23 protein-coding genes are annotated in these 22,455 nt (G+C 51.9%); 4 read left to right on the top strand and 19 right to left on the bottom strand.

Translation table 11 applies throughout. From position 1 onward, the window contains the following. Genes OLX08_RS08255 through iolD form a run of 4 tightly spaced genes read right to left on the bottom strand, consistent with a single transcriptional unit; the run spans position 1 to position 4,582 of the window. Positions 1–828 (bottom strand): class II fructose-bisphosphate aldolase, encoded by an 828-nt coding sequence (locus tag OLX08_RS08255; protein WP_391480852.1) that lies wholly within the window; start codon positions 826–828, stop codon positions 1–3. Then, the gene (locus OLX08_RS08250; RefSeq protein ID WP_391480851.1) at positions 825–1,667 is read right to left on the bottom strand and encodes a 5-deoxy-glucuronate isomerase; all 843 of its coding nucleotides are present in this window, start codon (positions 1,665–1,667) and stop codon (positions 825–827) included. The genes OLX08_RS08255 and OLX08_RS08250 overlap by 4 nt, the downstream gene beginning before the upstream one ends. Positions 1,668–1,679: 12 nt before the next feature. Further along, on the bottom strand, positions 1,680–2,669 hold the full coding sequence (gene iolC / locus OLX08_RS08245) for a 5-dehydro-2-deoxygluconokinase (protein WP_391480850.1): 990 nt from the start codon (positions 2,667–2,669) through the stop codon (positions 1,680–1,682). Continuing rightward, a complete protein-coding gene (iolD, locus tag OLX08_RS08240; RefSeq protein ID WP_391483218.1) occupies positions 2,669–4,582 on the bottom strand; it encodes a 3D-(3,5/4)-trihydroxycyclohexane-1,2-dione acylhydrolase (decyclizing) in 1,914 nt (637 codons plus the stop codon). Before iolD ends, iolC begins: the two co-directional genes overlap by 1 nt. A gap of 77 nt (positions 4,583–4,659) precedes the next feature. Here iolD and OLX08_RS08235 point away from each other — a divergent pair, with 77 nt between their 5' ends. The 3 genes from OLX08_RS08235 to OLX08_RS08225 are packed head-to-tail and all read left to right on the top strand — an operon-like array spanning position 4,660 to position 7,833. Then, positions 4,660–5,763, top strand: a complete 1,104-nt coding sequence (locus tag OLX08_RS08235; protein ID WP_391480849.1) for a Gfo/Idh/MocA family protein — start codon at positions 4,660–4,662, stop codon at positions 5,761–5,763. A gap of 17 nt (positions 5,764–5,780) precedes the next feature. Further along, positions 5,781–6,677, top strand: coding sequence for a TIM barrel protein (locus OLX08_RS08230; protein ID WP_391480848.1), 897 nt, complete (start codon positions 5,781–5,783; stop codon positions 6,675–6,677). A 1-nt stretch (position 6,678) separates the two neighbouring features. Further along, positions 6,679–7,833, top strand: coding sequence for a Gfo/Idh/MocA family protein (locus tag OLX08_RS08225; protein ID WP_391480847.1), 1,155 nt, complete (start codon positions 6,679–6,681; stop codon positions 7,831–7,833). A gap of 1 nt (position 7,834) precedes the next feature. Here the strand turns inward: OLX08_RS08225 and OLX08_RS08220 are convergent, their stop codons facing one another. Then, positions 7,835–8,833, bottom strand: coding sequence for a LacI family DNA-binding transcriptional regulator (locus tag OLX08_RS08220; protein ID WP_391480846.1), 999 nt, complete (start codon positions 8,831–8,833; stop codon positions 7,835–7,837). Positions 8,834–8,874: 41 nt separating this feature from the next. Here OLX08_RS08220 and OLX08_RS08215 point away from each other — a divergent pair, with 41 nt between their 5' ends. Beyond that, on the top strand, positions 8,875–9,042 hold the full coding sequence (locus tag OLX08_RS08215; RefSeq protein WP_412535645.1) for a hypothetical protein: 168 nt from the start codon (positions 8,875–8,877) through the stop codon (positions 9,040–9,042). A 12-nt stretch (positions 9,043–9,054) separates the two neighbouring features. Here OLX08_RS08215 and OLX08_RS08210 read toward each other — a convergent pair whose 3' ends face one another. The 14 genes from OLX08_RS08210 to OLX08_RS08145 form a co-directional block, all read right to left on the bottom strand. Next, a complete protein-coding gene (locus OLX08_RS08210) occupies positions 9,055–9,825 on the bottom strand; it encodes an ATP-binding cassette domain-containing protein (RefSeq protein WP_391480845.1) in 771 nt (256 codons plus the stop codon). 16 nt (positions 9,826–9,841) lie between these two features. Continuing rightward, entirely contained in the window at positions 9,842–10,915 is a 1,074-nt protein-coding gene (locus OLX08_RS08205) for an ABC transporter permease (protein ID WP_391480844.1), read from the bottom strand. 81 nt (positions 10,916–10,996) lie between these two features. Next, positions 10,997–11,938 carry a substrate-binding domain-containing protein gene (locus OLX08_RS08200; protein ID WP_391480843.1) on the bottom strand — a complete coding sequence of 314 codons (942 nt, stop codon included), beginning with the start codon at positions 11,936–11,938 and terminating at the stop codon, positions 10,997–10,999. A 371-nt stretch (positions 11,939–12,309) separates the two neighbouring features. After that, positions 12,310–12,999: an ABC transporter ATP-binding protein gene (locus OLX08_RS08195; protein ID WP_391480842.1), complete on the bottom strand. Its 690-nt coding sequence runs from the start codon at positions 12,997–12,999 to the stop codon at positions 12,310–12,312. Continuing rightward, positions 12,996–13,751 carry an ABC transporter ATP-binding protein gene (locus OLX08_RS08190; protein WP_391480841.1) on the bottom strand — a complete coding sequence of 252 codons (756 nt, stop codon included), beginning with the start codon at positions 13,749–13,751 and terminating at the stop codon, positions 12,996–12,998. The genes OLX08_RS08195 and OLX08_RS08190 overlap by 4 nt, the downstream gene beginning before the upstream one ends. Beyond that, positions 13,744–14,727 carry a branched-chain amino acid ABC transporter permease gene (locus OLX08_RS08185; RefSeq protein ID WP_391480840.1) on the bottom strand — a complete coding sequence of 328 codons (984 nt, stop codon included), beginning with the start codon at positions 14,725–14,727 and terminating at the stop codon, positions 13,744–13,746. Before OLX08_RS08185 ends, OLX08_RS08190 begins: the two co-directional genes overlap by 8 nt. Before the next feature lies 1 nt (position 14,728). Then, positions 14,729–15,646, bottom strand: a complete 918-nt coding sequence (locus tag OLX08_RS08180; protein ID WP_391480839.1) for a branched-chain amino acid ABC transporter permease — start codon at positions 15,644–15,646, stop codon at positions 14,729–14,731. A gap of 55 nt (positions 15,647–15,701) precedes the next feature. Then, complete coding sequence (locus OLX08_RS08175; protein WP_391480838.1) at positions 15,702–16,841, bottom strand: ABC transporter substrate-binding protein; 1,140 nt, start codon at positions 16,839–16,841, stop codon at positions 15,702–15,704. Between the two features lie 189 nt (positions 16,842–17,030). Then, complete coding sequence (locus OLX08_RS08170) at positions 17,031–17,909, bottom strand: NAD(P)-dependent oxidoreductase (protein ID WP_048598798.1); 879 nt, start codon at positions 17,907–17,909, stop codon at positions 17,031–17,033. An 11-nt stretch (positions 17,910–17,920) separates the two neighbouring features. Beyond that, complete coding sequence (locus OLX08_RS08165; RefSeq protein ID WP_391480837.1) at positions 17,921–18,886, bottom strand: 2-hydroxyacid dehydrogenase; 966 nt, start codon at positions 18,884–18,886, stop codon at positions 17,921–17,923. Beyond that, positions 18,883–19,077: a hypothetical protein gene (locus tag OLX08_RS08160; RefSeq protein WP_048598592.1), complete on the bottom strand. Its 195-nt coding sequence runs from the start codon at positions 19,075–19,077 to the stop codon at positions 18,883–18,885. The genes OLX08_RS08165 and OLX08_RS08160 overlap by 4 nt, the downstream gene beginning before the upstream one ends. A 17-nt stretch (positions 19,078–19,094) precedes the next feature. Continuing rightward, on the bottom strand, positions 19,095–20,435 hold the full coding sequence (locus OLX08_RS08155) for an amidase (protein WP_391480836.1): 1,341 nt from the start codon (positions 20,433–20,435) through the stop codon (positions 19,095–19,097). Then, entirely contained in the window at positions 20,432–21,799 is a 1,368-nt protein-coding gene (locus OLX08_RS08150) for a TRAP transporter large permease (RefSeq protein ID WP_048598590.1), read from the bottom strand. The genes OLX08_RS08155 and OLX08_RS08150 overlap by 4 nt, the downstream gene beginning before the upstream one ends. A 34-nt stretch (positions 21,800–21,833) precedes the next feature. Next, a complete protein-coding gene (locus tag OLX08_RS08145) occupies positions 21,834–22,424 on the bottom strand; it encodes a TRAP transporter small permease subunit (RefSeq protein ID WP_391480835.1) in 591 nt (196 codons plus the stop codon). Positions 22,425–22,455 lie beyond the last annotated feature (31 nt).

Below are 22,455 nucleotides of genomic sequence, written 5' to 3'. Positions count from 1 at the left end.
TTACCCCTTCAACGCCGACAAAACCTGCCGTGCGGCGGCAACCATCGGATCATGTGTTTCTTTAAGAATTTCGACACGGTCGAACCGGTTTGGATCGGAATCTACTGCATCGCGCATCGCGGTCCCGAACGCCATACGCAACTCGGTTCCGATGTTATACTTACAAATGTTTGTCTCGCGAGCCAACTTTTTGCGCTGCGCCACCGGAACACCCGAACCGCCATGAATGACCAATGGAACATCTGTAAGCTGCTGAATTTGCGCTATCCGCGCCTCATCAAGCCCACCCTCTTTGTCTTGCTGAAGGTGCACGTTACCAACAGATATCGCCATGGCATCGACACCTGTCTCACGGGCAAACTGTTCCGCCTCCATAGGGTCTGTTCCAGCGGAATTTGCGCCATTTGCATAGCCAACAAACCCAATTTCACCCTCACATGAGACACCTGCCCGGTGCGCCAACTCTACGATCTCGGCGGTTTGAGCAATGTTATCGGCAAGCGCCAGCTTCGAGCCATCGAACATCACCGACGTAAAGCCGCTATCAATCGCAAGCTCGCATTCGTCTTTGGTGTATCCATGGTCAAGATGCGCCACCACGGGCACAGAAGAACCCTCAGCTAAATAGCGAAACATCTTACCCAAAATCGGAAGCGGCGTGTGCGCACGGCACCCGGGGCCTGCTTGTAAAATAACAGGGCAATTCTCAGCCTCAGCCGCAGCGACGAACGCACGCATATCTTCCCAACCCAAAGTCACCAGACCAGCAACAGCGTACCCACCTGACTTGGCGGGACCCAGAACGTCTGCCAAGGTTGCGAGTGTCATTTGAACTTCGCAATCATGTCTTTAATGCCTGGAATAGTCTCTAACTGATCCGCATGGGATGGCTGGAAGTACTGCACGAGACTGCGCTGTGTAAGCCCACCAAGGATAGTGAAGTAATACATTTCGTATCCAGGCAAAACGGCACAGGGGTGGTAGCCTTTGTCAATCATCACCGTGGAGCCATCAACAAGATGGTACGCATCCCCCGATTTACCATCTTCACGCTGAAGCATCTGAACGCCTGAACCGTGATTTGGCTTAAACCGGAAGTTATAAGTTTCATCGTGCCGCGTTTCTTGGGGCAGACGGTCCGTATCATGCTTATGACTTGGGAAGCCTGACCACCCGCCCGCACCGACGGTAAACAACTCGGACACAAGCAGACGCCCCACCTTATCATGGTATTTTGTGCCAAGAATGTGTTTGATTTTGCGGTGGGTTTTGGTCTCGTCACTTCCGTACTGAACAAAGTCCAACTCCGCTTCGCGGACCGTAAATGCCTCAAGCACCTTGTCATACTTGGCGCCAGCCACAAAAACTTCGGCTTCATCAGTGGTGCACACCATTGTCGCCTTGGCTGCCGTTGGCACGTAGACACCCTCTGGCTCTCCGTCCCAAACATCTTCGGTGCGCTTTCCAAGGCTATCCGCTTTGAACCCTTCGATATCTACATCAACTGTACCGGTGGCCGGAACGATACAAGTCTCATAGCCCGGGACCGAATATTCAAACGCCTGCCCTTTTTTTAGCTTTACGATGTTGAAATAATTCAACGGGACCAACGGATCACCTACATCGACGATTGGTTTATTCGCGTTATCAAATGGAGCAATATGCATTAGGGCGATCCTTTAATTTGAACCCACGGGTGTAGGGCCCGGGTGAGAAGCGAGGAATTTTTCAAGCGTATCACTGTCCGCCATAGCGGGCGCGCATCCGGGTTTAGACACTGTAATTGACGCGCAAGCAGAGCCCCGCATGATTGAGGTATGAAGCGAATGACCGTTCGCAATTGAAGTTAGGAAACCCGCCATGAAGCTGTCTCCGGCACCCGTTGGCTTCAACGCGTCAACAGGGTAAATACCGGTCGTAATCTCTTCCTTACCTGCAAAAGTCACAGCGCCCTGCGCACCCATTTTGTAAACAACGATTTGAGCGCTATCGGCGGCTAACGCACGTGCTTTGCCAAGGCCCTTTTCGATAGAGCCAGCCATAAACCCAAACTCTTCATCGTTGCCGACAATTACATCACTCATCGCGGCGGCTTTGGATAGAACATCGGACGCAACTTGAGCCGAAGGCCATGAATAGGGTCGATAATCGACATCGAAAATAACTGGGATGCCTTCTGCGCGCGCCATTTCAAAGGCTTTAAATGTGGCGCTTCGAGACGGCTCCGCGGCAAAGACCGTTCCCGCGGTAATCAGGGCGCTGAACTTAGTGAAGTCAACGGCCTCTACATCAGCCTCGGACATCTCAAAATCAGCGGCGCCGTTTCGATAGATCACCGACTGGTGCCCCTCGACTCTACTTTCATAGACAGCCAATGAGTTCCGGAACTCACCACCAACCGGCGTTACATACTCTGTCCCAACACCGTAAGTCTGCAGCTGCTTCACGCAGTAGCGACCGATGCTGTCATCAGAAACGCGCGTAACCAGAGACGCCCTACCTCCCAACTTGCAGATGCCAGCTGCAATATTGGCCGAACTGCCTCCCAAAGCGACAGTCATGGCTTGCGCATCTTCGGTCGCCGTCCCGGGCGGGTCTGGATAAAGATCCATTCCTGCGCGGCCGATCACAACAAAGTTGTTGCCTTTGATGCCCTCAATCACATCCATTAGAAGCCCTTTCTTTGGCGACTACGGCCCGCTTCAGTTTCAAGATGGGCCCCACGCACGCTGGCATTTTGCGTTACATGCGGCGTGCCGACCTCCCACCATATGTGCCCTTCGGTAGTCCAACCATCGTAGGCATCCACCTTCATAGAAATAACATAAGTCTGATCTGCAGCCTTAGCGCGCGCAAATGCAGCAGCAAGTTCAGCAGGATTAGACACTGTTTCAGCCAATGCACCCATCGACTTTGCATGGGCTTCAAAATCGACACCAACTTGGTTTTTCGCTGTCGGTGTATCACTGATCAGGTTGTTAAAGCTTTCGTTGCCAGTGTTATTCTGAAGTTTGTTGATCACCGCAAAACCGCCGTTATCCAAAACCATAATGATCAGTTTTTTATCCGTCAGCACCGATGAATAGATATCAGAATTCATCAACAGGTATGAGCCGTCACCCGTAAATACGATTGTGTCGCTGTCAGGTTCGTTTTCGGATTGGGCAATACGCGCACCCCACCCACCGGCGATTTCATATCCCATACACGAAAAACCAAACTCAACATCAACAGTACCGATATCGAGCGTTTTCCAATTTGCTGTGACCTCAGCCGGCAAGCCACCTGCCGCTGCAACGATCCGGTCACGTGGGCTGCAATTATCATTGATGACGCCAATGGCTTGGGCGTAAGACGCAGGACCATTCCCGATCCGCGTGTTTTCGGCAACGTACGTGTTCCACTTTGCACGCTCTGCTTTCGCAAAATCAGACCAAGAAGAAGGGGCGCTGAAACCATCCAGCGCACCGGACAAATCATCCAAGGCCAGTTTTGCGTCGCCGACTACAGTCATCGACATATGTTTGGCCGCGTCGTGCCGCGCTGCGTTCATCCCGATAATCTTTGCATCAGGTGAAAACGCCGTCCAAGAGCCTGTTGTGAAGTCTTGTAACCGCGTCCCAACGGCCACAATAACGTCTGCCTTCTCCGCAATTGCATTGGCGGAATTTGAACCCGTCACCCCCAAAGGACCAATGTTTAGCGGGTGGCCATTCAGTAAATTTGCGCGGCCAGCAATGGTCTCAACAACGGGAATGTTATGAGCTTCGGCAAAGCGAGTAAGTTCCGCGACAGCGCCAGAATATTGCACACCACCGCCTGCGATGAGCATTGGCTGACGCGCGGTGCTAAGCAAACGAGCAGCATCGGCAATCTCGTCAGCATCTGCTTTTTGGCGCCGGATGCGATGCACCCGAGGCTCAAAGAACGAAAGAGGATAGTCATACGTCCAGCCTTGCACATCTTGCGGTAGACCGATGAATGCGGGGCCACAATCTGCGGGGTCGAGCATAGTGTTCAAAGCAGCCGGCAGTGACTGAATAATCTGTGCGGGATGCGTGATCCGATCCCAAAAACGCGAAACAGCCTTGAACGCATCATTCACACCAAACGTGGGATTTCCGTAATGCTCAAGCTGCTGCAAAACGGGGTCGGGCAAACGCGTCAGAAAAGCATCGCCACACAACAGCAGCATAGGCAGACGGTTTGCATGCGCCAATGCGGCAGATGTCAGCAAGTTTGACGTACCGGGCCCAGCTGATGCTGTGCAGAACATGAAACGGCGACGTAAATGGGTCTTGGCATATGCCGCTGCAGCAAACCCCATACCCTGCTCATTTTGACCGCGGTAAAGGGGTAGCTCGTCTTGATGATCATAAAGCGCTTCACCCAAGCACGTCACATTACCATGCCCAAAGATGCCAAACCCACCACCACAAACGCGCGTTTTTTTGCCATCAATCTCAATGAACTGCGCAGCAAGATAGCGGACAATCGCCTGTGCCGTGGTAAGTGTTACTGTATCGGTAGATTGTCCCAAATCGCCCTCCAGAGGATGTAAGTTTTCTACTGCGCACAACATTGCTGTTGACCAGCGACCCAAAACCAAGATAGCCATTTTGCAACCGGTTGCAATGGCTTTTTCAGGAGACCACTAAAATGACAAATATCAGGATTGGAATTATCGGTGGTGGCTATATGGGCAAAGCACACGCAGTGGCTTTTGCAGCCGTCGGCGGGCTATTTGACACCGCACTGAGACCCGTTCTTGAAATGGTGTGCGCTTCTACTGATACATCGGCTGAACGGTACCGCGCCTCATTTGGATTTAACCGCGCAACATCTGATTGGCGGACACTAGTAAACGACCCTAATGTTGATGCAGTGGTGATCGCATCGCCGCAAGTAACGCACAAAGACATAGCGATTGCCGCATTCCAAGCCGGCAAACCCGTCTTTTGCGAAAAGCCTTTGGGCGCATCGCTCGAAGAAAGTCGCGAAATGGTTGCGGCAGCAAAAGAGGCAAGCGCCATCAACATGGTCGGCTTCAATTATATCCGAACCCCCGCATCACAATATGCCCGCCAACTTGTTGCTGAGGGGCGTATCGGGGACGTCACATATTTTCGGGGCGAACATACAGAAGACTTCCTGGCAGATGCTACCGCACCCGGCACATGGCGGACCGAAGGGATGGCCAACGGTACTATGGGTGATCTAGCACCGCATATGATCAACGCCGCGCGGGGTCTTATTGGGCCGATCAGCTCACTAATTGCTAACGTTGAGACCGTTCACGCTACACGTGGCGGCGTGCCCGTCACAAACGACGATCAGGCACAAATGATGTGTAAGTTCGAAAACGGTGCGCAAGGGCATCTATTTTTCAGCCGCATCGCAACAGGGCGCAAGATGGGCTATGCATACGAAATCCACGGTACCTTGGGTGCGATCCGCTTTGATCAAGAAGACCAAAACGCATTGTGGCTTTACACCAGCGAAGGTCCAGAAGCCGAGCGCGGTTTTCGCAAAATTCTAGCCGGCCCTGCGCATCCTGATTACTTGCCCTTCTGTCAGGGTCCCGGGCACGGCACGGGCTATCAGGATCAGATCATCATCGAAGCAAACGACTTTTTGCGCGCCATTCACCAAAACCAAAATATCTGGCCCACTTTCGAAGAAGGTATGGAGGTGAACCGCGTCGTCAAAGCAGCACTTGATTCACACGACAAACGCGCGTGGGTCGATGTCAAAGATTACTAAGAAAAAGGTAGATCAACATGATCAAAATCGGGAATGCCCCATGCAGTTGGGGCGTGGAATTTGCAGATGATCCGCGCAACCCTGCATGGCGCAAAGTGCTGCAAGAGAATTCTGAAGCCGGATACACTGGTATCGAGCTTGGCCCAGTTGGGTTTATGCCAGAGGACCCTGCGGTTCTTGGCGAAGCTTTGGCTGAGTTTAACCAGGAGCTCGTCGGTGGCGTTGTTTTCCGCCCGTTCCACGATGCCAGTAAATGGGGTGAAGTTCTCGATGCAGCACGCCGGACGTGCAAGGCCCTGACTGCCCACGGCGCACAGCATTTGGTTTTGATCGATAGCATCTCCGAGCGTCGCGCACCTACCGCCGGTCGCGCGGATGAAGCGGAGCAAATGGACAAAGCTGAATGGACTGCATTTCGTGATAGGATCGCTGAAGTTGCAAAGATTGGGGCCGAAGAGTTTGGCCTTACTGTGGGCATCCATGCCCATGCGGCAGGCTTTATGGATTTTGAGCCAGAGCTTGAGCGCCTCCTGAGTGAGGTTGATGAGAACATTCTGAAAATCTGTTTTGATACAGGGCACCACTCATATGCCGGTTTCGATCCAGTAGCATTCATGCAGAAGTACATCTCCCGGATCAGCTACATGCATTTCAAAGACATCGATCCTAAGGTCAAAGCGCAGGTCGTGGCCAACCGTACAAATTTCTACACTGCCTGCGGCGATGGTATTTTCTGTAACTTGGGCGATGGTGACGTGGACTTCCCAGCTGTTCGCAAAATCTTGGTCGACAATAACTTTGATGGCTGGTGCACGGTGGAGCAGGATTGCGACCCCACTGGCGATACTTCACCCATAGATGATGCCAAACTAAACCGGCGGTATCTGCAATCTATCGGCTTTGAGGGAGCATAATATGACAAAGCTAAAATGGGGCATGATCGGCGGCGGCGAAGGTAGTCAGATCGGACCAGCACACCGCTTGGGCGCAGGACTTGACGGGCTGTTTGAATTTAGCGCAGGCGCGCTCGATCACCGCCCAGACGAGGGTATCGATTATGGCAAACGCCTTGGACTTGGCGACCGCGCTTACGGCAGTTGGCAAGATATGCTCGAAGGTGAAAAGAAACGTGATGACCGCGTTGATCTTGTGACCGTTGCAACACCCAATGCTACACACTTCGAAATCACCAAATCCTTCCTTGAGAACGGCTTCAACGTGTTGTGCGAAAAGCCGATGACTATGACCATCGAAGAGGGTGAGGAGATTGTAGAGATCGCCAAGAAGACCGGCAACATCTGTGCGGTGAACTACGGCTATTCTGGTTACTCACTAGTCCGCCACATGCGCGCGATGATCGCCCGTGGGGATATCGGAAAGGTCCGGCTTGTGAACGCCGAGTTTGCACATGGGCACCATGCTGACGCAACAGATGCCGACAATCCCCGCGTCCGCTGGCGTTATGACCCAGCGCAAGCTGGCGTGTCCGCTCAGTTTGCGGACTGCGGTATCCACGCATTGCACATGGCGTCGTTTGTAACAGGTCAAGAAGTGACCAAGTTGAGCGCCGATACCGTGTCATGCATCGACGTTCGGACCCTTGAAGACGATGCGATGGTGAACTTCCGCATGGACGGCGGTGCTGTTGGTAGGCTTTGGACATCGTCTATCGCGATTGGTCGCCAGCACGGCCTTGGCATCCAAGTATTCGGCGAAACTGGCGGCCTGCGTTGGAGCCAAGAACAGCCGAACCAACTCTTCTATATGCCACTGAATGAGCGGCTTCAGATCATTGAACGCGGTGAGGCGAACCTGTCCCCCGAGGCAGATCGTGCAACCCGCGTTACTATTGGGCACGCTGAGGGCATGCCTCTTGCTTTTGCAAATATCTATACTGATCTGGCCGAGGCAATTTCCGCCCGTAAAGAAAGCCGCGTTATGGACCCCGCAGCCAATCTTTATCCTCGTGCAGAAGACGGCTTGCGGTCTATGGCCGCTGTGTTTGCTGTGGCACAATCAGGCAAAGATGATGGCAAATGGTTGGATGCAAGGCCGCCATCAATGCGCTAAGTTAAGGGGCGGGGCGCAACGTGCCCCGCTCAACCACATGACAATCAAAAAGCTGCGCTTGTGGTTTGCGTGTATCATCGATCAGCATTTCCTCAATAACATCGATCGACGTACGAATAATCTGCTTAATTGGGTTGTGAATTGTCGTCAGGTTGATGTTTTGCCAACTAGCCATTTCCATGTCGTTCAATCCGATCAATCCAATATCATCAGGCACTTTTAAGCCCGCTGACTGAATTGCGGAAAGCGCGCCAATAGACAGCACATCGTCCCCGCAGAAATACGCCTCTTTCGGTGTATCCTTCAAAAGCGCAACCATCTCTGTGCGGCCAGCATCGAATGAATACTGCGTCGCGAAGCTTTGCGACATAGTCACGCCTTCGGCGCCAGCTACCTCTTGAGCGAACCCACTTAAACGGTCTTGCGTAGACGTTGCCCGCTCAGGCCCGCCCAAAAAGCCCAAGCGTTTATAGCCCCGTTTGATCATCTCACGCGCGGCCATGCGGCCCGCTTCAATGTTATCAATTCCCAGCGTATCAATTTTGGGCGAGAGCGAATGACGTCCAAACGAATTCACAACAGGCACACCTGCATCGCAAAAGGCCTCTGAAAAACTTGGCGGCAGTGTGGAAGAGGCAACAATAACCCCATCAACCGAGTAAGTACGCATCATGCGCAACGATGTCTCGGTATCCATTTCATCGGTAAGGTTAAGCAAAAGTGGCCGCAGACCGCGCTCCTGCAATCCTGCGGTGAACTGGTCAAATACACTTAGAAAAATTGGGTTATGAAAGTTATTGGAAATGAGCCCAATAAGTTTTGTTCTGCCAGTTGTAAGCGACGACGCTAGGGCGTTTGGACTATAGCCCAACAAGTCTGCTGCAGACATAACCTTGGTACGGGTTTTCTTGGAAACTGACGCGCCTTCGGTGAAAGTGCGCGACACTGCCGAACGCGAAACGCCGGCTTTTTCTGCAACATCCTTAAGCGTTACGGCCATGATCTGACCCCCTACTTACTGCCCCTATCGTCGTCCGCCACTTGGGACCAATCGGTCTGGCCAAACTTCCACGTGGCTATACTGCCCATGCCTACAAAGACAATACCCCAGAAAAACTGGCCATTTGCAAACTCAAAAAGCCCCCAAGCGATAGCTATGACAACCACCAAGACACGGCGCCAGACGGGCAGAAAGAATGGGACGCCTAGATTGAACACCGCTTACGCCGCGCCTTCAAATTCGGCACCGGTTTTGGCACCCGTGATGTAGGCCACAACGTCCTGACCATCGGTGTCTTTCACATCGAGGTTAGCCACAATCCGACCACGCCGGAAAACAACGATACGGTCAACCAAATCAAATACTTGCCGCATATTATGAGACACAAGGATCAGGCTTTCGCCCTGCTCTTTCAATGTGCGGATGATGTTCTCAACCTGCGCGGTCTCTTGAACCCCCAAGGCTGCAGTCGGCTCGTCCATGATCGTCAACTTAGACGCAAAAGTAGCTGTGCGCGCGATAGCAACACACTGGCGTTGACCGCCTGACATGTTCTGGATCGTATTGTTGATGTTAGGGATTTTCACCGCTGTCTTTTCAAGACCCGCGAGCGTTGCTTTGCGCATGGCCTTATAATCCAGAATTGAAAATGGCCCGAGGCGAAACTTAAATATCTCACGTCCAAGAAACAAATTATCTGGAACATCAAGGTGATCAGCAAGCGCCAGTGTTTGAAATACAGTTTCAATGCCTGCTTCACGCGCATCAATTGGACCGCTGAAATTAACTTCTTCACCGTCAAAAATGACTGTGCCACGGGTGCGCTGTTCAACGCCGGTGATCTGCCGCACGAAGGTTGACTTGCCTGCGCCGTTGTCGCCCATAATCGCAACATGCTCACCGCGCTTTAGGACAAAGTCAGCGCCATCAAGTGCATGAACACCACCGTAGTGCTTGGTCAGGTTTTTCGTCTCTAGAATAATATCTGACATAAGATTTTCCCTTCCCTTATGACCGCGAAGCGGCGCGTTTTTGCTGCCATTGATCCAGAGCCACCGCCCCAACGATAATACAACCAAGCGTCATTTCTTGATAATACGCACCAAGCCTTAGGAATGTGAAACCAGAGGTAATGACCCCAATGATAAGCGCACCAATTACCGTCCCAATGATAGACCCGCGCCCACCGAACAACGAGACCCCACCGATAACCGCCATCGCAATGGCTTCCAATTCATAGGTAAAGCCCATGCCCGACTGTGCGGTGAGGTTCTTCGAAGTAATGACGATTGCAGACAAGCCAGCCAACATTCCAGCGATTGCATAAACTAGCACAAGATGACGTGCGACGTTGATGCCAGACATCCGCGCTGCGTCTTCGTTTGAGCCGATGGCATAGGTGTGTTTCCCGTAAACCGTGTACTTCATGATGAAATGGAACAGGATGGCCAAGGCGACGAAAATATATACCGGGGTCATCCCCTTGCCGATCAATCCGTAGGTTTCAGTGGGAAACGATACGGGACGCCCATCAGACCACCACAGCGCCACACCTCTTGCAAAAAGCATCATTCCAAGTGTGACGATAAATGGTGGGATGCGTGCGAAAGCAACAAGTGTCCCATTAATAACACCCGCAAGCGTGCCAACGGCAAGACCAACAAGGATTGGAATAATTACTGGCAAATCAAGGAACGCCGGGCCGAACAGGGCCTTCGGGTTAGGGTTGCCGTTCACTTCTGCAACTTGCGCAAAGCTCATGACGATCATGGCCGTGGCACCCAAAACAGAACCAGATGAAAGGTCGATCCCTGCTGTAATAATGACCTGTGTCACGCCAATAGCGATAATGCCGATAATGGCGACCTGCAGGATAATGATGCGAAGACGGGCCTCGTTAAAAATGCTGTCAAAGCGATCGTTGCTATCAAACAAGAAGCTTTGACCCATAACCATGGCGCCAAGAATTTCGAAAATGACCACAATAAGGATCAAGGCAAAGAAAACGTTTATCTCGTTTGGCCATTGGCGCTTTGATGAATCAAAACTCAATCCGCCGATCCCGTGGCTCTTGTCTGCCATCAATCAATTCCTTTGTGGTCTGTGAAGCTTCTGTGAAGAAGTGGGGCAGACATGCCGCCCCACTTAAAGTCTATTGTTCGATCAGTTTGCGATAAACTCATCAACGTTATCAGGAGTAACCAGCTTGAACGGGATAAATACAGTCTTGTCGACTGCTTCGCCGTTGATAAGCTTCAGCGCAGTATCAATTGATCCTGAACCCTGACCGGCAAGGTCTTGGAATACAGTCACGTCAAGATCGCCAGCCTTCATCGCCTGAAGCGCGTCTGCTGTCGCGTCAACGCCGCCGACTTGAACTGCATCCATAGAAATACCGTTCGCCTTCAGCGCTTGGATCGCACCAATTGCCATCTCATCGTTGTTGGCAAACACAGCGTCAAACGGCTCACCGGATGACAACCAGTTCGTCATAAGATCCTGCGCTTTGTCCCGTGACCATTCAGCGGTCTGCTTGTCGATGACCGTGATGAAGTTACACATGTCCATGCCCAGAACGTCTTCGACGTCCTTTGTGCGCTGAACCGCTGCTTGGTTTGAAAGCTGACCCATCAGAATGTACGCCGTAGCTCCACCAGATTTGCCTGCAGCGCGCAGGTTTTTGCAAACCTCGAACGCTTTTAATGTGCCAGATTCAATCTCGTTGGACGCAACAAACGCTTGGCCATCAGGCAGCGTATCCATGTTAACCGGTTGACGGTTTACATAGACCAGCGGCACGCCAGCAGACGCAGCAGCTGCGGTCATCGCTTCGGTCGCGTTTGTATCAACCGCGTTTACGATGATCGCATCAACACCAGACGCAACGAAGTTATTGATTTGGTCAAGCTGCTTTGCAACGTCATCGGTCGCATCTTCAACCTGAAGGCTCACACCATCGAGTGTATCTGCGTGACTTGTCATGCCATTACGCATCACGGTCAGGCCATTGTCATCAAAGCGCGCAATGGAAACACCAATTTGTTGCGCCATCGCTGAAGTGCCCATCAAGGCGACAAGTCCAGTAGCCAATAATATCTTTTTCATTTTTTCCTCCCAAGGAAGCGCGCTCGGTTCGCGCATAAATTGCCGAGGCCTCTTTTTGAGGCGATTGATTCATCTTGGATCGTCACAAGGCGAAAGAACTGCGCGTAAATCATGAACAAATTTGATAATTACCGGTGCGCATTCGCCGAAGTTGAATCCAGATGTGATGAACCTTAGGCCTAGCAATTTATTTTTGCAACCGGTTGCAATAATTACATTACATTTTGATCAACCGCACGCGCTCCGCCGTCATGAAAATAAATTGCAAGCAACCGAAGCGATCTAGTCCGCACAAAAAAGTAACCTAATACAAAATATTTGTGAAAATATCAAACCTTAGAGACGCCTAAAGCTCAGCACCTTACAGTCTTTCAAACACCCAAGAAAGGATCGGTCACATCTGGCGTTAGTTGAGTGAAGTCGCCACTCCAAACCGATCTACCCTTCTCAAGGATGACCGCTGTATCGGCGATGCGCGACAGCTCCTTGAGGGATTTGTCGATGACAAGAATAGACATTGAGCTATCCGACTTAAGACGCTCAATTGCGCGCCAGATTTCTTGACGCACCACCGGGGCCAAGCCCTCGGTCGCCTCGTCTAGGATTAAAAGTTTTGGGTTGGTCATCAGTGCGCGGCCAATCGCAAGCATCTGTTGCTCGCCGCCTGAAAGAGACGACGCCTTTTGATCTTTTCGCTCACTCAACCGAGGAAAGAGCTTCGAAACAGAAGCAAAATTCCATTCTCCTGACCGCGCAGCAACAACCAGATTTTCGTAAACCGTCAGGTTTGAAAAGCAACGTCTCCCCTCAGGCACCAAGCCAACACCAAGTTGCGCAACCTTATGCGAAGGAGCACTTTTGACGTTTTGCCCATCAAAAATAACCTGACCGTCTTTGTGTTGCAGAAGCCGGCAAACCACTTTGACGGTCGTCGACTTACCCATGCCATTGCGACCCATCATTGCAAGCACTTGGCCTTCCTCAAGGGTCAACGACACATCGAACAAAGCCTGACTGGCGCCATAAAAAGCCGATACATTGGACAGTTCAAGAAGGCTCATTCTTCTGCCTCTTCTCCTAAGTACGCAAGACGAACAGCAGGGTTAGACCGGATTTCTTCTACGGTCCCCGTAGCAATGATCTCTCCGTACACAAGAACACTAATCCGATCTGCCAGCGCAAAAACTGCGTCCATATCATGCTCTACCAACAAGATCGGCGCCTGTTTTTTCAACTCTGCCAAGAACGTCATTAGCCTTTTTGACGCCTCAGCACCAAGGCCCGCCATCGGTTCATCCATCAAGAACAACTTGGGCGAAGACGTCAGTGCGACAGCCACCTCCAATTGGCGGCGTTGGCCATGAGATAATTCAGATGTGATGGTGTTCTGCACATCACCCAGCCCCAAAAGGGCGAGCATTTCTTGCGCTGTAGACAGCAGTTTTTGATCCTTCATGACCGGTCGAAAGAACCGGTACACATCACCGCGCGCACCAAGTGCGCCAAGTACAGCGTTCTGCAGAACCGTATATTCCATTGCCAGTGACGAGATCTGAAATGTTCGCGCCATGCCTTTTCGCGCGCGCGCGGCTGTTGAAAGGGTTGTCACGTCCTGATCCATGAACAGGATGTGACCACGATCAGGCTGCAGACCACCCGCAATCTGCTGGATCAAAGTCGACTTACCCGCGCCGTTTGGTCCGATAAGCGCATGAATTTCACCCGTCCGCACGTCAAGGGTGATGTTTTTGCTTGCCTCTAATGCGCCAAAGCTTTTGCTAACGCCGCGAATTTGCAGAACTGCACTACTCATGAGCAACCTGCCTACCTGCAATCAACCCATACAGCCCACCGCGCGCAAACAGCACGACGCCGAGCAAAATTGCACCGAGGTAGATATGCCAATAATCGCTGAGCCCGCCCAACAAGTGCTCAAGAATTATGAACAAAACTGCGCCGGCAACCGGCCCAAAAACGCGACCAACGCCGCCAAGGATAACAAAGATCATAACCTCGCCCGAGGTCTGCCACGAGAACATCGTCGGGCTGACGAAACGGTTAAGATCAGCAAACATTGCCCCTGCTAAGCCGGTAATCGCGCCGGACACTGCAAAGGCAGTGAGGTAAAGGCGGAACGGCGTCTGGCCAACTGCCTGCACCCGCGCCTCGTTCTGCCGCGCGGCCCCAAGCATCAAACCAAACGGCGAACGCGACACAAGAAACACAAACAGCAAAACCAATAATAATACTCCATAGCACACAGCGAAGAACTGAATTGGGTCCATGGTGTTCAGGCCGAAAAATTGGTTACGCACATAAATCGACAGGCCATCTTCGCCCCCATACTTGGGCCACGAGATCGTAAAATAGTAGAGCATTTGCGCAAATGCCAAAGTGATCATGATAAAGTAAACGCCCGAGGTACGCAGCGATAATGCCCCAATGGCCAAAGCCAAGGCCGCTGACAAAACTACTGCCACAAGCCAGATCGTTAGCATCGAATTGGTGCCTTCAATGACAACCGGCCACGTTACGAACGCGGTGTACGTTTGCGCATGATAGGCCAGCACGCCCATCACATACCCACCAAGTCCAAAAAACGCCGCGTGACCCAGACTTACTAATCCCCCGAAGCCAAGCGCAAAATTAAGCCCTACTCCGGCAATCGCAAAAATAATCGCGCGGGTCGTGAGGGTGATTAGAAATGGCTCGTCAGCCGTCCAGGCCCAAAGCGGAAATGCCAAAAGCGCAAACAGCAGAGTGTAATTGAAAATCGCCTCACGCCGCATTCTATGCTCCCCCAAACAGGCCTTTAGGCCTGAAAATAAGGACGCCAATCATTAAAATATAAATCAGCATAGAGGACAAAGAGGCCCCAAGAGACGTTGCTGCAGACGGCTCCAAAAACAGACTAAATAGACTAGGAAGCATTGTCCGACCAAGCGTATCAGTCATACCGACAAGGACAGAGCCAATAAATGCACCATGAATAGAGCCAATGCCACCGATGACAATCACAACAAAGGCTAGTATCAAAACCGGCTCACCCATCCCGACTTGGACAGATTGGATCGCGCCAATCAGCGCACCCGCCAGTCCCGCAAGTGCCGCGCCAAGGGCAAAAACAAATGTATACAAAAGCGAGATATTAACCCCGAGCGCACCAATCATTTCGCGGTCGTTCTCACCGGCCCTAATTCGGATACCTACACGCGTGCGCGCGATCATCCAAAACAAACCAGCCGCAATCATGAGGCCTACAACAATAATGGCCAGCCGGTAGATCGAATATTCAATTCCTAACGGCAGCATCACCGTGCCCGAGAGCCACTCAGGTTTATCAAGAAACAAGGGAAATGAGCCAAAGACCCAACGTGTGCCCTCGGAGAAGATCAAGATAAGCCCGAAGGTCGCCAAGACTTGATCCAAGTGGTCACGATCATAAAGACGTCTGATGACAAAATATTCAATCAAGACACCAGCAAACGCAGCGCATACGAAGCTGGCAATCAACGCCAACACGAATGATCCCGTCGCCGCCGCAGCTGCCGCCGCAGCAAAAGCGCCGATCATATAAAGCGAGCCGTGCGCCAGATTGATCAACCCCATAACGCCGAAAACAAGCGTCAGGCCAGCGGCCATCAAAAACAGCATGACCCCAAACTGCAAACCATTCAGGGCCTGCTCAATGAACAGAATAAACGACATGGATTTCCGTGTGAAAAGTCACTGGCCCACACGTCGCGGGCCAATGAACGCTAGCTTACATTTTGCAGTCAGCAACGTAGGCGTTTGAGTGATCTGACAATGCCGTTGCAATGATCTTGTTGGTAAACACATCGCCCTCTTTGATCACTTCGCGTACGTAGATGTCTTGGATTGGATGATGGTTGCTGGCAAAGGCGAACGCGCCGCGTGTGCTATCGAAATTTGCTGCCTTAAGAGCGGCACGGAATGCACCCGCGTCACTCACATCTGCCGCTTCCATCGCTGAAATCAACAAGTTCGCCGTGTCAAACCCTTGGCTTGCGTAGAGCGATGGCAAGCGTCCGTACTCAGCGGAAAAAGTCTCAACAAATGCAGCGTTGGCCGCGTTGTCGATATCTTTGCTCCACTGCGATGTATTCTTGACGCCCAACGCTGCTGCACCAACCGCTTGCAAAATACCTTGGTCAAAGCTGAAGGCCGGGCCGACAACAGGTAAGTCAACGCCTGAATCTGCATACTGCTTGAGGAACGAGATACCCATCCCGCCGGGCAGGAAGAAGAACACGCTATCAGCACCGCTTGCACGGATTTGTGCGATCTCAGCCGCATAATCTGACTGGCCAAGTTTGGTGTAGATTTCACCAGCCAACTCACCACTGTAGGTCCGCTTAAAGCCGGTAAGCGCATCAGTGCCAGCAGGGTAGTTAGGTGCCAGAATAAATGTGTTTGAGTGGCCTGCGTCATTCGCATACGCACCTGCCGCTTCGTGCAGATTGTCGTTCTGCCATGCTACGTTGAAATAGTTTTCATGACACGCACGGCCTGCAAGAGGTGAAGGGCCTGCGTTCGGCGACAGATAAAACTTACCCTGAGCCACAGCACCTGGAACGACAGCCATTGCCAAATTCGACCAAATGATACCGGTCATGACGTCAACCTTCTCAGATTGAATCAAGCGGTCTGCAAGCTGAACAGCAACGTCTGGCTTGCGCTGGTCATCTTCGATGATCACATCAATATCGGTTCGACCAGATTGTGCGACTGCCAACATAAAGCCGTCACGCACATCAATACCAAGGCCTGCGCCACCACCGGAAAGCGTTGTGATCATCCCAACTTTGAGATCTTCAGCGACGCTGGATGTAGCTGTCAGAGCCGCAACAGTCGCGGCGACGAATAGGGATTTGAATTTCATATTTCCTCCGAGGGGTTCTATCTGACAGCACTCTTTTCGGCGCGTGTTTGTTAGCAATGTTCTTGGATAGGTATTGATAGCCAACGACAGCTTGATGTCCATCGCGATCAGCAAAAGAACCCGAATATCGCAAAAATCGCTATGCAGCGAACCAACACACCTGCTGGCGCGCTGCACAACTTTATCGTGTTACTTAGTGCCGTCGTTTTGAAGGCGCTTGAACAAAGCGGATGTGTCCCAACGGCCACCACCCATCTTCTGCACATCTTTATAGAACTGGTCGACCAAAGCTGTGATTGGTAGTGACGCGCCATTTTCCTCGGCGGTGCTTAGACAAATCGCCAGATCTTTGCGCATCCAATCAACGGCAAACCCGTGGTCAAAGTGATCATCCAGCATAGTCTGATAGCGGTTGGACATTTGCCATGAACCGGCAGCGCCCTGACTGATCACCTCAACGACAGATGCGCCATCGAGTCCCGCTTTGGAAGCAAAGTGCAACGCTTCGGACAACCCTTGCACCAGCCCGGCAATCGCAATCTGGTTACACATTTTGGTCATCTGACCCGCGCCACTTTCACCAATACGACGACACAATTTTGCATAGGTATTGATGACGGGTTCAATCCAATCGTAATCCGCTTGCGCACCACCACACATGATCGAAAGCTGCCCGCCCTCTGCGCCTGCTTGTCCGCCAGACACAGGCGCATCGACGAAGGCAATGCCCTTAGCTTTCGCAGCGGCGTGAAGCTCGGCTGTGACTGCTGCGGATACGGTGGTGTGATCAACAAAAGTGCTGCCTTCGGACATCGTGGCGAATGCCCCGTCAGGTCCAAGGCAAACCGAGCGCAGATCATCATCATTCCCGACACAGGCCATAACAACTTCTGCGCCCCGCGCTGCTTCTGCAGGTGTTTCACCCAAGCTGCCACCATGCTCATCTACCCACGCCTGAGCTTTTGCCGTGGTACGGTTGTAAACGGTGACGGAGTGACCTGCTTTTGCCAGATGGCCTGCCATTGGATAGCCCATGACGCCAAGGCCCAGAAACGCGAGTTTGGTGATTGATTTATCCATCATTTGGTCAAGATATCCTTTGGTGTCTGGCCCGCGAAGAATGCATCAAGATTGTCGAGGGCGCGGAACCCCATGGCATCTCGTGTTTGTCGTGTTGCACTCCCGATGTGGGGCAACATGAATACGTTATCGTAGGACGAAAACTTGGGGTTGCCACCCGGCTCAACCTTAAAACAATCAAGACCGGCGGCAGAAACATGCCCACTATCAAGCGCTGCAATCAGAGCGTCTTCATCAACCAACGCCCCACGTGCCGTATTCACAATGACAGCCCCTTTTGGCAGCATTTGAAAACGCTCACCATTCATCAGGTCGACCGTGTCAGGCGTTGCGGGACAATGAAGCGATAAGAAATCAGACACCGCCAAAAGGCTTTCGACGGTCTCGTGATAGACAGCCCCGTGTTCAAGATCAGGCGACAGCGGACGGCGGTTGTAGTAATGCACTTGCATCCCAAAACCTCGCGCCTTTTGAGCAAAAGCCTGCCCCACGCGACCCATCCCAATAATGCCTAAACGCGCACCGGTTACCTGTTTGCCAACCATAAAGGCCGGTGACCAGCTATCCCAGTTGCCGGTCCGCACAATCCGGTCACCAGCTACAGCATTGCGTGCAGCACCAAGCATCAACAACATAGCCAACTCAGCGGTCGCATCAGAAAGCACATCGGGCGTGTTCGTGACTGCGATGCCGCGCGCGTTAAGCGCAGGAATATCGCAGTGGTCGACACCAACCGAATGATTGGCCACAATCTTCAAGCGGTCAGAAAACTGGCTCACCACATCCGCAGTAAAGTGTTCGGAGTGGCAGGGGATAACCGCGTCGAAATCAGCACTTGCCGCGATTAACTCCGCAGCAGTCCCGGGGGTATCTTCATGGTTGATAACAACGTCATAATCGCGCGCAGCCCGTTCAAGCGTTGCATCAGACAGGCGGCGCGTAATCCAAAGACGTTTCTTACTCATTTCTTACGTACACACTCGTCCCAGAAATCGTAGACGGCCATACCGCACACGAGAATAGCGATAAGCATGAACGGCGCACCACCGACAAAGCCGGCAAAACCGCTTGAGATACTTTGGGACAGGCCCCCGATGAAAATGCACAAAAATGCTGTGCCAGTCAGGCCTGCGATTAACTTAACCATATATGACATATTGTAGGTCCTCTCAGTTACTCGGCTGTTTCAGATAAATAGGTTTGTAGCCATCGCGCCGTGCGCAAAAGCCGGTCATCTTTTTCAGGTGGCCCAATAAGTTGCACACCGATCGGTAGCCCATTGTCACCAACGAGAAGAGGAAGGCTGATACATGGCAGCCCCGCAAGCGTCCACAGAGTACAAAAAATCGGATCGCCTGTGCCGTCTCCAAACTTTGGAGCCTCGCCAGCAGCTGACGGCGCAATGACCGCATCATAATCCAGAAAGAAGTTCATAAAGAAAGACTCAGCGGACCCTTTGACAGCTAGCGCATCTTCATACTCAGTTTTTGTGATTTTACGCGCACGCTCAATGATGGGTTTTAACGTATCACTGATCTGATCCCAGTGCGTATCGAAAACCTCTGCTTGGTGATGGGCAATTTCATATTCGTGGATACGCGCTTGCACCATGACAAGATCAGATAGGGTATCTGCGGGCTCCATCTTGGTCACTTTAGAGCCAAGAATGTCTAGTACCGCTTCCATGCCCTCACGCGCATCGCCGGAAAGACGCTCGTTAAAGGGCAGGTCAAACCATGCAAACTCGGGCGTGACCAATGCCTCGGCCTGCGCTCCTTCAAGCATCTTTGGACGCGGGCGCGCAAAGCTAACTTGATCATTTTGATCGTAGCCTCCGATTGCATCGGTCAACAGGGCAACGTCTTCAAGACTGCGACCAAAGCAACCCACTTGATCAAGCGAAACTGACGTCTGCAAAACGCCACTGCGAGAAATCACGCCGCGTGTAGGTTTGAACCCAAATGTTCCGCAGAATGATGCGGGACGGATAACGGAACCATTTGTCTGGGTACCAATGGCCAGCGGCACATGCATCGCTGCAACCGCAGCTGCCGAACCACTTGATGAACCACCAGGGCTGTGGTCGGCGTTATGGGGATTACGGGTTTCGTTTGCGTGCACAAAAGCCAGTTCAGTGGTCACGGTTTTACCCATGATCACAGCACCTTCTTCGCGCAAACGTTCAACCAAACGGGCTACGTGTTCCGTTTGCCGTCCGGCAAAGATCGATGTTCCGCGCTGTGTTGGCATTTTGGCGGTATCGATGATGTCTTTCAGGCCAACCGGAATGCCATGAAGACGACCCGTTGCCATACCTGCTCTGCGAAGTCGGTCACATTCAGCCGCTTGGGCAAGTGCTGCATCAGGATCGAGGAAAGCCCACGCTTTGATAGCTTCGTCGGTTTCCGTAATGCGCGCCAAGCAAGACTTGACCAGTTCAACAGAACTAAGGCGTCCCAAGGCGATGGCATCCACCGCCTCGGTTGCAGTTAGTTTATAACTATCTGGGATCATGGAATGTATGGTCCAAAGAGATAGTCAGGGAACCACAATGCGATGCCTGGGAAGTTATACATCAAGACCATCGTCAAAATCACAATGCCCAAGTACGGCATGATACCGCGGAAGATGTCCATCAACTCAATTTTGTCCTTGAGGACCCCTTTGAGATAATAGGCGGACATCGCCATGGGTGGTGTCAGGAACGAAGTCTGCAGGTTCAACGCAATCAACATCGCAAAGAAGTAGGGGTTTACACCAAATACCTCGAGAAGCGGCAAGAAGATTGGCACGAAGATGATCAGGATCTCAGACCATTCCAGCGGCCATCCCAGCAAGAAGATGATGATTTGAGCAAGGATCAAGAATTCCCACGGCTCAAGATCAAGTCCACCAACCCAATCTGCAATGATGTCGTGACCACCCAAGTACGAAAAGACCGATGCAAACGTCCACGAACCAACGAACAACCAGCACACCATCGCGGTTGCTTTTGCGGTCAGGAAGACGCTTTCCTTCAGCTTTTCCCACGTCATGGAGCGATAAAGTACCGCCAACACCATACCGCCCAAAGCACCCATAGCAGCGGCTTCAGCCGGTGTCGCAAGACCACCAAGGATTGAACCAAGAACAAGCGCAATCAAAACAGTCAGCGGCACAAAGCTTACCAAAAGGTCTTTATAGATTTCGCGGGGTGGTGGCACATTTTCCATGGTCGGTTTTGGCGCCAATGCAGGATTAAACCAAACACGTGTGATCACGTACACAATGTAGAGACCCGCCAACAATAAACCGGGGAACACCGCAGCTGCATAAAGTCGCAAGGGCGACAAATCTGCGATCGCCGCATAGACGATAAGCATGATGGATGGCGGGATCAAAATACCCAACGTACCACCGGCACAGATCACGCCAGACGCAAAGCTTTTGTTATAGTTGGCATTTGCCATTGCGGGAAACGCCAACAAGCCCATCAGTGTTACAACCGCGCCAACAATCCCAGATGCCGTTGAGAACACCGCACAAGTAAGCAAGGCGGCAATTGCAAGACTGCCCGGCAAGTTGCGTGCAGCCATGTACAAAGAGAAGAACAGCTTATCGACGATGTTCGCCCGCTCAACCACGTAGCCCATAAACAGGAACAACGGGATCGCAACCAGGATCGGGTTTTCCATCACAGAATACGTGTTCTGGTTCAGTAGGTAGAAAATGTTGTTGTTGAAAATATCCGAGAACGTCTCGATCGGACCACCTTGGTGGTACGCATAATATCCAAATGCCACACCCATCGCGAGGAGTGTAAAAGCAATCGGAAAGCCAAGAAGTACAAGGAAAATGAACAGCCCAAGCATCAACAGGGCGACTTCAGGATTTGACATCTTTTTATATCTTTCTATTCGCTCTTATGGCGGTTCATTTATTAGAAGGCGTAGCTGACTGGATCGCGTCCAGATCAATATTCGCCAACAAATCTTCAGTTTCTTTGACGTCAGCCAAACGCTCGGGCCAAGCACCGGTGCGCATCGCCATCACGCAGCGCGCAAGCTCCGCACAGCCTTGGAGCACCAACAGCGCACCAGATAGCGGGATCAAAGATTTGAAGAAATAAATTTGAATACTGGCAGGGCTGTTAAAGCTCACTTCTTTGTAGCGCCAGCTATCAGAAGCGATCTCGTAACCATACCAAGCAAGGGCAATGACGCCCGGAAAGAAGAATAGGAAATAAAGCACAAAATCCAACGAGGCTTGAACTTTGATCGGTAGTAAACGGTACACAACATCAGCACGCACGTGCGTGTCCTGCGCCAGTGCATACGCACCGCACATTAAGAACAAAGCACCGTACATCTGGATCATCATATCAAACGCCCAAACAGTCGGCGAATTCAGGACGTATCTTACGAACACTTCGTACGATACGGACAGTGTGAGGATGAGAATGCACCACCCAAAGGCACGTCCAACCCACAGGCTCAGTCCCTCAATGGCATAAACGATTTTCATGTGTCTGTCGCTCCCCTACAGATCATGTGAA

The sequence above is a fragment of the Nereida ignava genome (assembly GCF_047114695.1).
Classification (GTDB): Bacteria; Pseudomonadota; Alphaproteobacteria; order Rhodobacterales; family Rhodobacteraceae; genus Nereida; species Nereida ignava.
Note: the sequence above shows the minus strand (reverse complement) of the source record. Positions and strands in the feature narration are given on the sequence as shown.

What these genes read in the sequence shown, in the direction of transcription:
- OLX08_RS08255 (WP_391480852.1), bottom strand. Translation starts at nt 828, where the DNA reads ATGACACTCGCAACCTTGGCAGACGTTCTGGGTCCCGCCAAGTCAGGT.
- OLX08_RS08250 (WP_391480851.1), bottom strand. Translation starts at nt 1,667, where the DNA reads ATGCATATTGCTCCATTTGATAACGCGAATAAACCAATCGTCGATGTA.
- iolC (WP_391480850.1), bottom strand. Translation starts at nt 2,669, where the DNA reads ATGGATGTGATTGAGGGCATCAAAGGCAACAACTTTGTTGTGATCGGC.
- iolD (WP_391483218.1), bottom strand. Translation starts at nt 4,582, where the DNA reads ATGTTGTGCGCAGTAGAAAACTTACATCCTCTGGAGGGCGATTTGGGA.
- OLX08_RS08235 (WP_391480849.1), top strand. Translation starts at nt 4,660, where the DNA reads ATGACAAATATCAGGATTGGAATTATCGGTGGTGGCTATATGGGCAAA.
- OLX08_RS08230 (WP_391480848.1), top strand. Translation starts at nt 5,781, where the DNA reads ATGATCAAAATCGGGAATGCCCCATGCAGTTGGGGCGTGGAATTTGCA.
- OLX08_RS08225 (WP_391480847.1), top strand. Translation starts at nt 6,679, where the DNA reads ATGACAAAGCTAAAATGGGGCATGATCGGCGGCGGCGAAGGTAGTCAG.
- OLX08_RS08220 (WP_391480846.1), bottom strand. Translation starts at nt 8,833, where the DNA reads ATGGCCGTAACGCTTAAGGATGTTGCAGAAAAAGCCGGCGTTTCGCGT.
- OLX08_RS08210 (WP_391480845.1), bottom strand. Translation starts at nt 9,825, where the DNA reads ATGTCAGATATTATTCTAGAGACGAAAAACCTGACCAAGCACTACGGT.
- OLX08_RS08205 (WP_391480844.1), bottom strand. Translation starts at nt 10,915, where the DNA reads ATGGCAGACAAGAGCCACGGGATCGGCGGATTGAGTTTTGATTCATCA.
- OLX08_RS08200 (WP_391480843.1), bottom strand. Translation starts at nt 11,938, where the DNA reads ATGAAAAAGATATTATTGGCTACTGGACTTGTCGCCTTGATGGGCACT.
- OLX08_RS08195 (WP_391480842.1), bottom strand. Translation starts at nt 12,999, where the DNA reads ATGAGCCTTCTTGAACTGTCCAATGTATCGGCTTTTTATGGCGCCAGT.
- OLX08_RS08190 (WP_391480841.1), bottom strand. Translation starts at nt 13,751, where the DNA reads ATGAGTAGTGCAGTTCTGCAAATTCGCGGCGTTAGCAAAAGCTTTGGC.
- OLX08_RS08185 (WP_391480840.1), bottom strand. Translation starts at nt 14,727, where the DNA reads ATGCGGCGTGAGGCGATTTTCAATTACACTCTGCTGTTTGCGCTTTTG.
- OLX08_RS08180 (WP_391480839.1), bottom strand. Translation starts at nt 15,646, where the DNA reads ATGTCGTTTATTCTGTTCATTGAGCAGGCCCTGAATGGTTTGCAGTTT.
- OLX08_RS08175 (WP_391480838.1), bottom strand. Translation starts at nt 16,841, where the DNA reads ATGAAATTCAAATCCCTATTCGTCGCCGCGACTGTTGCGGCTCTGACA.
- OLX08_RS08165 (WP_391480837.1), bottom strand. Translation starts at nt 18,886, where the DNA reads ATGAGTAAGAAACGTCTTTGGATTACGCGCCGCCTGTCTGATGCAACG.
- OLX08_RS08160 (WP_048598592.1), bottom strand. Translation starts at nt 19,077, where the DNA reads ATGTCATATATGGTTAAGTTAATCGCAGGCCTGACTGGCACAGCATTT.
- OLX08_RS08155 (WP_391480836.1), bottom strand. Translation starts at nt 20,435, where the DNA reads ATGATCCCAGATAGTTATAAACTAACTGCAACCGAGGCGGTGGATGCC.
- OLX08_RS08150 (WP_048598590.1), bottom strand. Translation starts at nt 21,799, where the DNA reads ATGTCAAATCCTGAAGTCGCCCTGTTGATGCTTGGGCTGTTCATTTTC.
- OLX08_RS08145 (WP_391480835.1), bottom strand. Translation starts at nt 22,424, where the DNA reads ATGAAAATCGTTTATGCCATTGAGGGACTGAGCCTGTGGGTTGGACGT.